Source organism: Bacillus sp. BML-BC051, assembly GCF_019656175.1.
GTDB classification, from domain to species: domain Bacteria; phylum Bacillota; class Bacilli; order Bacillales; family Bacillaceae_G; genus Bacillus_A; species Bacillus_A mobilis.
In genome coordinates this window covers 29,342-41,927 of record NZ_BPLI01000063.1, presented here as the reverse complement: position 1 = coordinate 41,927, position 12,586 = coordinate 29,342, and the positions used below count along the sequence as shown (strand labels likewise).

Below are 12,586 nucleotides of genomic sequence, written 5' to 3'. Positions count from 1 at the left end.
TTTCTCATTTTATTATTTTTTAAACTTTCTGAATTATAACCTAAAATATAATACGTGGTCAATTTGTTTTCTATTACTACGGCGTAAGACGCAATGGAATCGCTTGCATGTGCAAACTATTTTTTATAAACATACAAAAAAGTGTTAAGTACATAATCGTACTTAACACTCTAGTAATAAAGTATAATTGCTAATTGTCCGTGAAAAACCGATCAAAAATTTGATAAATAGCAGAAAGACCAATGAGCCAATAAATAGTGTCCACAAGCGCCGGCATAGAACCAAACCATTTCTCAACTACATTGTAATCTAACGCTACAAACAACCAATTCAAACCGCCAAGAATCACCAAAATTACGGTAAGGTAAGACAAAAATTTCATTATGATTGCCCCCTAGGTGATAAGATGGTGAAAGGCCTTTCACTAGAAATATATGTGGTAAAATTCAAAACTTACCTATTTTATAAAAATTATTTTCGGTACCAGCCGTTAATAACTGCCTCTGCTTCTTTACTATGTATTTGATACGCATGCGTACTATTATGAGAGCCAATAAACCAAATTGAAAAACCTTTAAAATATGGTTTCGGTTCTAATACATCACGGTAAGCACGCCATCCGTTTAATTGTACGTCCTTTGAAAACACATTAGATACATCTGGATTCCACGGATTTTGCAAGCCTAGTTCACGTGCCGGAACGTTAAATCCACCAAAATAAACCGGTTTTCCTGTTGCTTTATGTAATTGTTCTAGTTGCTGCACAACATTTTGCCCACGATTATACACTGTTGTGGCAAATAAACTTTGCTTCACTTCTTCGTATGATGGATTTCTTTTTCCCGAAACTTCAAACCAACTATCGATACTAACAATATCTACCTTTTTTAAATACGGACGATTGATTTTCTCTACAAACTTCGCTTCATAAGAAGGATCCCAACTTGCTGTTAACCACCAATTCATTTGATACAAAACATTCCCCTTATACTGCTGACGAACAAAATCAATCGTATCGCTCCAATATCCTTCTGCATATTCCATATTCACGAAATTAGAAGCAATCTTGATTCCGTACACATTGTATTTACTTGTAATGGAAGTAAAGATATCTTGCAAAATAACCGTTTTCCAATTCCAGAAGAAATCATTAATATTACTCGGATTCCATTCCGTTTCCCCAACATTTCCTTGCTGAATATACGGGAACGGTTCCACTATAACTTGAATATTACGCTTTAATAATTCTTGAATTAAAAGAATAGCCTGTTGCTTTTGCGCTTGATTAATTACCATGTTCGTAGAAGTCACGTTCGGAATATCTACCTGAATCGGTACATTTACTGTATTTAAATTTAAGCGCTCTACATCAGCTAACACTTTCGCCACATTCCCAACTTCCCATACCGTTACATTTCCTGATTTGATTTTCCCAGATTGAACAGTATTTACATCTGCCTGTACATTTCCTTGAAAACAAAAAGAAAACAGCATAATAAACACTCCTAAAAAACTTACTAAACTCTTATTTTTCTTCACAACTTTCCTCCTATAATTTTTGGCTTTCTTGATTATTTTATACAATGTTTCATATATATTCCATAAAAAACCCAAATAGATTTTTATCAATAAAAATGCTATTCATCCTTTATTCATATCTTATTCATACTAACCTCTTAAAAATAGTGAGGTAAATAAAAAAGGAGCGTATTTCTGCTCCTTTTTTATCTTTTTACAATTGAAGTTATTTAATTTTTTCTGATACCCTAACCGAATCTATTTTTTCGTATAATTAAATTTTTATACTCAGAAATGTATCAAAAAATTTTTATCTATATTCGCTTTTTTGTATTATATATTTACTTCATTATTTACCTTTACAGTTAAGAATTCCTTTGTTCTTCTTTCAAAAATCGTATCATCATACAAATACATTCTTAATTGTGTGCAAAGTACTAATTACTTCTTTAAGAAGTAATCGTAATTAAACTTGAGAAAACGGATAATGGTTAGAAAATTAGTAAATCATAAAAAAACGCCCTAAAATTCTAGGACGTTTTTTTAGTTCCCTCAATCTTCTTCTTCGAAATCACGTAGACTAGCAAGCAATTCTGTAAATGTTGAGCAAACAGGATATATTGCTTCCTCTATGTCTTCTTCCTCATGATCCCAGAATACAATTATTGGTGAATCAGTGTTGTTTCGATAATCAAAGCATAGAAGATTGCCGAATGGATCTCTAGCAAAAGGATATATTTTGTCAGGTAATCTATCTTTCGTACTATTATATGTTTCTAGAATTGAATATTTTCTATCAGAATCTAAGGTTAAAAGATTATTAAGTGAATTTTCATCTTGATTTGGAATGTTAAATGTATCTGGCGTTGGATATCCACCATCATATTTTTGTACACAATCAATAAAATCATTAGGAAATTTAATATTTAAGTATTGTTCTAATTGTTTAATTTGGTCATCTGTTACTCTTTTTTCATTTACATTAATCCATGTAATGTGACTCATGGCTAAATACCTCCCTATTTATCGCTATCTTTTCCCCAAATTTTATATCCACCTGTATGACCAGTATCATGATGAGTCTGATAATCTACAAGTTGCATCCTTCCAGTGTCTTGATGATGATGCCATGTATAATGCTCTGGAGTTTTTCCCATTTTAAATAATTGAATTTCTTCATCCGTAAATTTTAAAGCTAATTCAGGACTTTCCATTATTTGTTCATATAATGCCTTACTACACTTTCTAGACTGTGTTGTTCTAGACTTTTTGAAATCTGCCTCTTTTAACATTACCTCGCCTTTTGATTCAAAAATAGGAAATCCTTCAGCATCATACGGAATACCTGTAACAGGGTGCTTATCTCCTGCTAAGTCTCCTTTACGCAAACGAATGGTTTTTGGTCCATTTGCACTTTCATAAGTATATGTAGCTGCTTTCTGTAAATATTGTTGTGTACTACCGACACCTGCATATGAAAGATGATTACCAGCTTTGAATTCATAGTTATTTAATATGTGTAATGCATTTCTGTATGCTGGAGAATTAGTCACAAGTGATTTCCCTTTAGTAAACCCTGTAATAGCAGCCACCTTACCTACTTGCCCTACTTTATCTAGACCTTTGCTACCTACAAAGCCTGTGAGTAGCGTAGTGACTGCGTAAGCTGCATAATGTTCTCTGCTTTCCAGATCTCCATTCCAAAAATTATTCATAAATGTGTCTGATACAGTGTTCCATGCAGCAGGAATAGTCTCTCTATAGTTTACAATCGCATCTCGCATATTTAAACCAAGTTTCTTTATCTCCTAAAGCTACGAATCCTTTCCATGCATCTACAACACCATCTACAAAACCAGTAGAAATACCAGTCCACGCAGCATTTAAATCATTTTTATTAAAAAATGACTCTTCTGATTTTGGAGGGAGTTTTCCACACATGGCTCCTTCTTGAATATCAGAGTCAACTAAATTTCCGTCATACGATTCATCCGCTTCTCGGAATTTAACAGCTGCACGTTCTAATTCTACTGCGATTTTATCTAATTCTTGCAAAATGTTAAACATTATTGGTTTTGCTTCATTAAACATCTGATAGAAACGATCACTGCTTGCTCCGCTCCACTGAGAAGCTATATATTCAATTTGAGAGTATAAATCTTTATGTATATGTTCTAATGATGATCTCGTATTGCTTACGGTTTTAGCAGCTTGTTCTAATTGTTCCGGTGTTACCTTTATTTGTGTGCTCATTCCATCCCTTCTTTGCATATATATTATGAAAATTATAACATATCATTATTTCATTAAGAGTTAGCATTTGAAAATATCCGTTCCTAAAAGTGAAAGTATATTCCATCATAAAAACAGCTCCAATTCCGCCTTAGAAAAATGAACGGACTTCGTAAATAACCCGCAACTTTAAAAATAGCCCCGGTTGTCATAAGAGACATCACGTTTTTATACTGATAGTATTATAAAATAAGCGGTTTATTAATTTTGCAATGAAATTACATATTCGAATAAATAATTAATAAAACAACAAATTTCCGAAAAATATATTTCGGTCATTATATAATTTTTGATATTCGATTGATAGTCATAAGAAAAACATAATAGGGTAACGCCACATGCTCATCAAGCGAAGTTAAAATTATATCTTCAAAATAAAAAAACGCTATACTTATTGTAAAAACTTTCAACTGGCGTACTGATGAAATCAGAAGGATTGAATCCATGCTTTAATTCAGTATCCGTTGTATTTCTTCCAGAAGTCCTTACTCCTCTTTTTACACAAAAACAGACTGTGGAGAAGATTTCCTTCACAGTCTGAAAAGAATCCATATATATGTTTTTTTTATTTATCACCTTAACTTACTGTAACCTATATTGTCCTGTTAACTGTTCTTCGGCCATTCGAACTAAGCGTTTTATTATTTCTCCACCGACAGAACCATTTGCACGTGCTGATGTATCCGGTCCTAATGTGACTCCTAATTCACGAGCAATCACGTACTTCATCTGCTCAATAGCTCTCAGCAGAAATAAGAATCTCATTTGTATTACTTTCATATCTTTGAGCATTCATAATTGCACCTCGTCATTTTTCACTAATCGAATTTACAACACATCCGTATGCTATTTCGTGAAATTCACTATTCGAGACATAATTATTGCAGTTATCAAGATAATAATAGCGGTTATCAAGCCAGATTCTCCAATCCAAATCTCAACTTGATATCCTGTACTTGCACGTGCGAAAGGTCCTTGAATAATGGCATTCCAAGTAGTATGGATAATAACCGAAGGCCAAACGCTACCTGTGATAAGTCGTAAATAAGCTGTAATATAACTGAATGGCACAATACAAAGATAGATGCCAAGTACCGAAAGAACGACAGATGGTCCCTCTACATATAGACCAGCAATAACTATCGGAACATGCCACGTTGCCCAAATCAATCCACTAATAAGGATGGGCCGTGAAAACTCTGCATCGACTAGCCTTGTGAGCATATAACCTCGCCAGCCCATTTCTTCTCCCAAAACTGGGATTAAGTTAAGCAAACTTCCGAAAATGCCACTCAATACTACTAGATAAATGAAACTGAATGGTGCCGTTACATACTGAAGCCCAAGTAAATTGTAGATCGGTTCTAACATACCACCTTTTGGATGCTGAAACCCCGCAATTCCGCTCAACCAGGCGATAGAATACGTAATTCCACAAATAATCATAGGGATTAGCAGAGCAAAACCGATCCCCTTCCATATCTTTAAGTTACCGAGACTAAAAGATACATCTTTAAACCCTTCTTTCAGTATTATGCGAGTCAAAATAGAAGAAATTGCTGGGGTAAACATATATACCACAATAAGCGGCATACTTTTCGTAATTATTACTACTACATTTAGGATAATAGAAGTAATGATTAAGATACTCAGAAAGAGTTGAAGTCCTATTTTTGCACGTTGGATTTTATCTTTATTGTGGAACGATTTTGCGTGTAATATCATTGTAATCCGCCCTTCCCCTTTCATTCACTTGTTTATCGAATGTACTTCTTGTCATTTCTACAGACACACCTTAGAATAAAAATATTTTGGCATACAGATTCATTCATCTTTAACATCACTCCCAAATTCATAATCTAGTTTTACTTGCGACTCATCCATGCAATTATTATTTATAAGTTGTCATAACCGATAGTACAAAAGTGTAATGATTAGTCTATGACCTGTGTCAATTAACCTTATGACACTATGTAACTAGAAAATATGATATGGAATAAATAACAATTGAATTAAGGCAATTGATTCGTGCAAGTACAATGAATCATTCTTGCTTTTACAAATAATTCAATTGAGGTGGAAAAAAATGAATAAGAAAAGAATAATTGCAATGGTTAGTACAGCTTTATTAGTCACAGGATGTGTAGAAGTAGGAAAGGCTCAAACAGTAGCAGTCGAAAATTCAGGTCAATCAATACAAAAAAATATAGTTAAATCCATACAATCACAGGCTTACCCATTAAAAACGATAGAGCCGTCAAAATCATTTGAGGATTTAAAACCACTTAAGAAAATGATTGGGAGCGCACAATATGTAGGATTAGGAGAAAATACTCATGGAAGCTCTGAAATTTTCACTATGAAGTTTCGCCTTGTGAAATATTTGGTTACTGAGATGGGGTTTACAAATTTCACAATGGAAGAAGATTGGGGAAACGGCTTAAAACTAAATGAATATATCCAAACAGGAAAAGGAAACCCTAGGGAATTTTTAAACTTGTTATATCCTACTGATGAAATTATAGCCATGATTGAGTGGATGAAAGATTATAATGCTAATCCATCCAATAAAAAAAAGATCCAATTTATTGGGCTCGACTTAAAGGAATTGGACCAAGGTTGCTTTAATAAAGTAATTGATTATGTAAGGCTGCATCGACCAGATTTGCTGGCAGAAGTAGAAGAAAATTATAAAGAATTGTCGGCTTTTAATGGAGGTTTACAGGAATATATGGACCTTGCTCCTGAAATAAAAGAAAAGTTCAAAGCAAACGCTGAGAGAGTAGCTCGATTACTAAAAGATGAGAATAAGCAATCCAACACAGAAATAGTTTCACCCGAGTACATCTGGGCGAAAGCAACGGCAAGTGCAATAGAGAAATTTACCACAATGCTAATTCCTAACGACTATCCAAGTATGTTAAAGCTACATGAGCAATACTTGGCAGATCATGCAATGTGGGCACAAGAGACATTGGGTGGTAAAACGATGGTATGGGGACACAATATTCATATAGCTAAAGGAATTATCGATGAGAAATTATATCCTTATGCTGCGGGACAGTTTTTGAAGGAACGTTTAGACAATAATTATGTCACCATTGGTAGTACAACTACGGAGGGGAATTTCACCTTATACAGCGAATATGATCCTTCCACTGGAGGTAAGATTACAACGCGTGAGATTCCACAAAACATTAATAGTTTTAATTATACCCTTGGAAAAGTACCATATAACATGTTTTTATTGGATAACCGTCACCTTAGAGGACAAGCAGAGAAATGGGTTAAAGCAAAAAGACCATTACTGAGTATAGGGGGACAAATCTTCCCGAACGAATCGGTATACTTTGATAAATCATTACTTGAGCAATTTGATATTATTTTTCATATTCGAAAAACAAGTCCATCTCATATTAAATAAAAGTACAAAACAATCCCGTTCTTGCATCTGCAAGAACGGGATTGTTTTATGGTGATTGATATAAGCATCTTTTTTAACCAGAAGTAGGTTACTCTCCCCTTTTTAGCATCATTTAGAAATGTCATATGACACTTTTACACTAGTGAGAATGACAAAAAAAGCAGTACAATTCGGTTATTACATAGATAGGAGCGATGAACTTTATGAAATCAAGATTCATCCAGAATGGTTATTTTTTATTGCTAACTTTCGTTACAGGATTTTTTTATTTTTGTTTTTATCTAATAGCTCTACTATTCAGTTTCACCCTTTCATTTACTGTAATTGGGATTCCACTAGTTATACGTGTACTACAGACTACTACACCTTTTATCCAATTCGAGCGTATACAGACGAAAATTTATACAGATATTTCAACAGACTCTTATAATAGAAGTATAACAATAGATACATCGAGCTGGGCTCAGGTGAAATTAGTGCTTACTGATCGTCGCACTTGGTCTGCTGTCTTTTGGTTAATGCAGAAATTAGTAATTGGGATTTTCAGTCTCATTAGTGCAATCATTTTTTATGTAATGCCACTTATGTTGCTGTTGGCACCACTACTGTATCGCTACATTGAAATGAATATTATATTCATACAGATAGATACGTTTGCCAAGTCACTCTTTGTAATGTTTATGGGTATAGTATTTACAGCCATAAGTATTAGAATAGTAGATGGTTTGACAAAGAAAATTGGGGGCTATACACGTAGCATGATCCGGCAACTAAATCAATAGAAGTTTGCCTTCTGTGAGAGAATTGCAGTGTAAAATTAAAAAGTATAACAATGTATGAAGGATTAATTTATAATATAGGAAGTAAAAAGGTAGGCTACTTAGGGGGTAAATAACTTGTTAGATATGGTTAAGTATTGGTTTTGGTACGATTGGATTATGTTAGGAGTCCGTATACTTGTTAGTGTCTCTATCGCCATAACCACATTCGATTTTCAGGATAGTTTAACATTGCCACTTTGGATTATTATTCTTTGGGAAATTATTGCCTTCTCTGTTCCATGGGTAGCCTTACTATTCAATTATAAATATTATTTGTTCACAGAAATACTGCTATATGGTGGACTGTGTATATATTTAACTTCTTTATTTCCGGGAGCTAACGTTACATTTCTTATATCGGCTTTTCTGATTGCTGCGAATAGTCAGCATTTGTCCTATTATTGGACAGCTCCAACAACAGTTTTTATAACAACTGGAATTTTCTATGCGGTTGCGCCAAGTAATAGCTATTGGGTTATGGTTACCAACTATGGACTTGCTTATGTAATGGGCTTCGCTTTCCATTTATTAATCGTCAATCATAAGCAAAATGAAGCGATTCGTAAACAAAACGCGGTACTTGAGCAATATATGTCTCAGATTGAACGTATTACACTGGCAGAAGAACGGAACAGACTGTCAAGTGAGCTTCATGATACAGTTGGTCACGCTTATACTTCTATTATTATGGGGATGGAAACGTTGCGTACCGAACTTGCTACTGAAATGGGTATACAGAGGCTAGATTCTCTGCTTGACATGGGACGGAAAAGCATCGATGACGTGAGAGGTTACCTACATCAAATGGATTCTCCGTGTCAATCGCCTTCCTTAATTCAATCTCTACAAAATCTTGGAGCCGAATTTCAGGAGCACGCTCAGGTGAATGTAAGTTTTAGGACATTCGGAGAGGAATATCAACTATCTCGGCAAGCGAAGATCGCATTCATTCGTTGCTTACAAGAGTCCCTTACGAATGCAGTACGTCATGGTCAAGGGACTGAAATTATAGTTTCATTGCAGTTTGACGAACAATATACGAGGTTAGAAGTTCAAGATAATGGAAAAGGAAATGTAGAATGGCAGGAAGGCTTCGGTATGAATGCGATGAAAGAACGGGCAATGAACCTGCAAGGTCATTTGTCTGTATATACAAAGCCAGAGGAAGGAATGCTTGTTACATGTACCATACCGCGACAAACTGAAATAAAAGATGGACTTATTCGTTTGTTAATTGTAGATGATCAGCCATTTGTTCGGGAAAGTTTGAGGACACTACTCGATAGATATGAAGATTTAAATGTAGTCGGTTTGGCTGAGGATGGCAATCAAGCCATCGATTTGTGCGGGCGCCTTCAACCCCATGTTATACTTATGGATTTAGATATGCAGCACATGGATGGAATCGAAGCAACCAAAAAGATTAAGCAACAATGGCCACATATCCGCGTATTGATTTTTACAACGTTTCAAGATACCGAACAGGCAGTGGAATCACTTCGCAACGGTGCGGATGGTTTTTTACTTAAATCTATTGAAACGTTGGAGCTAGCTAATACGATCCGACTTATTCACAAAGGTGGGACACTAATTGATCAGGGAATGTCTCACAAAATATTTGAGAAGTTTGATGAGCAAAAAGAGACACCACAATCAAAAGCAACCGCTTATGAGCTAACAGCTAGGGAGATAGAAATATTGCAACTAGTAGCAAAAGGACTTCGATACACTACCATAGCATCAAGATTATATTTATCGAGTGGTACGGTCAGAAATTATGCTTCCACAGCTTATACAAAGCTAGGAGTCCGTAACAAAGAAGAAGCTGTTCAAAAGGCTTTAGAAATTGGAATTATTGAATAACAAAATATTTTGCGGTATATAAAAATGAGGAACAAAGAAACAGAACGCTTTGTTTAGTTTCTTTTGTAACAGAGTAAATAAGGTCCGTTATCGTATAAGTAAGTGTTAAAACATTTACTATTTTGTCATAATAAAATCATTGAATCTTATCCTCTAAAATACAAAAGCCTACTATCAATTTAATTGATAGTAGGTTATTAAAATTATTTAAGAACTTGGTTATGTTCTAATTTAATAGTTTTCATCAGTGGAAATAGTATCACTTCGGCTCTAAAGTCAACACCTTCCCCTCTATCCCCTCCGTATTCAATGTAGTCGTATGATACGTTCCATTTACCCAATCATTGATTTGATCATGATACCAATCGCTTCTAAAATGTCCCGATTGTCCTGGCCCTACGATATGATAACCGTTTGACATATCTTTCGTATCAATTACGAAACGCCAAGACGCTCCGTGATTGACAATACCGTTATCTCCGTAACTCGCTGCTTGAACGGTAACTTGGCTTCCGCCAATTGGAACTGGTTTTTCACGATTAAATGCAAGTAGTGCTAACATACTAGATGATTTTGAAATTGGATGTGTGAACGCTAGTTGATGGTAATCGCCCCACTTCCACTCCCCAACATCTGGTCCATATTCCTTCTGTAATTTCTTCATTACATTTTCATACGATGTATGCACAACTTTCGTGAATCCTCCGTACTTCGTAAACCAAGCGCTCTTTTCTCCCGCTACTTCTTTTCGAATCAATTCATCAACAACTTGTGACTTCCCTTCAAATAACTCCATCACATCTTTCGGTATTTCTTTTGAAAATAACGTATTCGAAATCTCTTTCATTAATAAATGGAATAGTAATGGTGCCGCTTCATCTTTACTATCATAAAAATTCCATTTTGCTAATTGTTTTACGCCTTCTTTCTCTACTTCATTTAAAGATGCTTTATTTAACTCTTTTAACAATATAGGAGCAAATTCTTTCCCGTATAAATTTTTTTGATCCATCTGTAACTCTTCTAAATCTTTCACCGTATACTTTTCCTTCTCTTGTAAAAACTCTTGAATACGCATTTGTCTATATGGCTGCGCCCACGTATTACTAATATGATATGGATAATGATCATCCACAATTTTATTATTCGCCGTTGAAATAAACCCTTGTTTTGGATTTATTACTTTTGGGAGTTGATCATATGGGATATACCCTTCCCACTCATATTCATCTGTCCATCCTGGTACTGGTAAACTCCCATCTCCTTTTTTACGCACTGGTATATTTCCGTTCGCTTTATAAGCAATTGTGCCATCATTTGATGCAAATACAAAGTTTTGAGTTGGTGTATGAAAATCTTGAAGTGCCGTTTCAAACTCATTCCAATCTTTCGCTTTATTCATATTTAATACAGCCTTTAATTCAGCGGAAGGTTCCAAAGCAGTCCATTTCAAAGCAAATACGGTTTTCGTTTTCTCTTTCCCTTTATCCGCAAACTCTGAAATGACTGGACCATGCCTCGTAACCGTCACGTTATACGGAATTGTTTTCCCGCCTTTTACTTTGATGGATTCATCAACAACTGTGGCTTTCTCCCACTTATCGTTATACAAAAATTCATTTTCATTATTAGGATTTCTCTTCTCAATATATAAGTCTTGCACATCAGGGCCAGTATTCGTAACACCCCATGCTATTTTGTCATTGTGACCTAATATAACACCTGGTACTCCTGCGAAAATAACGCCACTCACATGTAAATCTTTCATTTCAAGTTGCGATTGATACCAAATAGAAGGTGTCGCAAGAGATAAATGAGGATCATCTGCTAAGATTGGCTTACCAGACGCACTCTTCTCACCGCTTATGACCCAGTTATTGCTACCGTTAAACTCTGGCGGAATGATCGTTTTTGCAAAACTTTGTGCTACGTCCACATTTGTATTTTTCAGTTCAGCTAGCAATCTAGGTGCATCTTTCGGATATGTAGGAAATAGCTCATTTGCTTGCTCTTTCGGTAAATTTTTCAGCGCCCAATATCGAAATGCTTGTCCGTGCCAATGTCCACCTAAATCAAACGCCATATACTTTCCAATCGTTAACGTATCAACAATGGACCATTTAGCAGGCTCATAACCTAATATAGTAAACTCAACCGGCAATTTCTTTTCCTCTTTCGCCTCGCGTATAAAAGCGTTCACCCCATCAGCAAATGACTGCAGGGCATATTTCGCTTCCCCATCATATTGACTAACGGATGCTTCGGCTGCTCTCCGTAAACCGAGCGTTCGAAACAACTTATCTCGATCAACAGCTGCTTCCCCTACAACTTCACTCAACATCCCAGAAGCTTGCCTTCTACTTAAATCCATTTGAAACAAACGATCTTGCGCTTGTACATACCCTTGCGAAAAATATAAATCATGTGCATTTTCCGCTTTAATATGCGGTACCCCTTTACTATCCCGCTTTACCTGAACAGCACGTTGCAGGTCCTCTAGTTTTATCGTTCCATCTATCTTTGGCACAGATCTCAACGTATATATGTTTAAAAAAATTACTGTACAAATAACTAACAAAAGAACGATACTACTAGACCATATAAAAATTCTCTTACCTCTAGTTCGTTTCTTCTTTATGACGACTTCCATATAACCCCTCCTTTCTCA

8 protein-coding genes and 2 pseudogenes are annotated in these 12,586 nt (G+C 35.3%); 3 read left to right on the top strand and 7 right to left on the bottom strand.

What is annotated here, in order from left to right:
• Positions 1-190: 190 nt before the first annotated feature.
• From K5S59_RS23380 to K5S59_RS23355, 6 genes and pseudogenes are all read right to left on the bottom strand, one after another.
• The gene (locus K5S59_RS23380) at positions 191-382 is read right to left on the bottom strand and encodes a DUF378 domain-containing protein (RefSeq protein WP_000670803.1); all 192 of its coding nucleotides are present in this window, start codon (positions 380-382) and stop codon (positions 191-193) included.
• 89 nt (positions 383-471) lie between these two features.
• Positions 472-1,539: a glycoside hydrolase family 113 gene (locus tag K5S59_RS23375; RefSeq protein ID WP_000739795.1), complete on the bottom strand. Its 1,068-nt coding sequence runs from the start codon at positions 1,537-1,539 to the stop codon at positions 472-474.
• 531 nt (positions 1,540-2,070) lie between these two features.
• Positions 2,071-2,523, bottom strand: coding sequence for an SMI1/KNR4 family protein (locus tag K5S59_RS23370; protein WP_000018399.1), 453 nt, complete (start codon positions 2,521-2,523; stop codon positions 2,071-2,073).
• Between the two features lie 14 nt (positions 2,524-2,537).
• Positions 2,538-3,771, bottom strand: a pseudogene (locus K5S59_RS23365) (WXG100 family type VII secretion target).
• A 621-nt stretch (positions 3,772-4,392) separates the two neighbouring features.
• Positions 4,393-4,606 (bottom strand): annotated as a pseudogene (locus tag K5S59_RS23360) (alpha/beta-type small acid-soluble spore protein).
• A 50-nt stretch (positions 4,607-4,656) separates the two neighbouring features.
• A complete protein-coding gene (locus K5S59_RS23355) occupies positions 4,657-5,535 on the bottom strand; it encodes a CPBP family intramembrane glutamic endopeptidase (RefSeq protein ID WP_098258514.1) in 879 nt (292 codons plus the stop codon).
• A 361-nt stretch (positions 5,536-5,896) separates the two neighbouring features.
• Here K5S59_RS23355 and K5S59_RS23350 point away from each other — a divergent pair, with 361 nt between their 5' ends.
• The 3 genes from K5S59_RS23350 (at position 5,897) to K5S59_RS23340 (ending at position 9,918) form a co-directional block, all read left to right on the top strand.
• Positions 5,897-7,234 (top strand): erythromycin esterase family protein, encoded by a 1,338-nt coding sequence (locus tag K5S59_RS23350; RefSeq protein ID WP_097843126.1) that lies wholly within the window; start codon positions 5,897-5,899, stop codon positions 7,232-7,234.
• A gap of 203 nt (positions 7,235-7,437) precedes the next feature.
• A complete protein-coding gene (locus K5S59_RS23345) occupies positions 7,438-8,016 on the top strand; it encodes a sensor domain-containing protein (RefSeq protein WP_033656157.1) in 579 nt (192 codons plus the stop codon).
• Between the two features lie 114 nt (positions 8,017-8,130).
• The gene (locus tag K5S59_RS23340; RefSeq protein ID WP_000886412.1) at positions 8,131-9,918 is read left to right on the top strand and encodes a helix-turn-helix transcriptional regulator; all 1,788 of its coding nucleotides are present in this window, start codon (positions 8,131-8,133) and stop codon (positions 9,916-9,918) included.
• A 259-nt stretch (positions 9,919-10,177) separates the two neighbouring features.
• Here the strand turns inward: K5S59_RS23340 and K5S59_RS23335 are convergent, their stop codons facing one another.
• Positions 10,178-12,568 (bottom strand): penicillin acylase family protein, encoded by a 2,391-nt coding sequence (locus K5S59_RS23335; protein ID WP_120450518.1) that lies wholly within the window; start codon positions 12,566-12,568, stop codon positions 10,178-10,180.
• Positions 12,569-12,586: the final 18 nt, after the last annotated feature.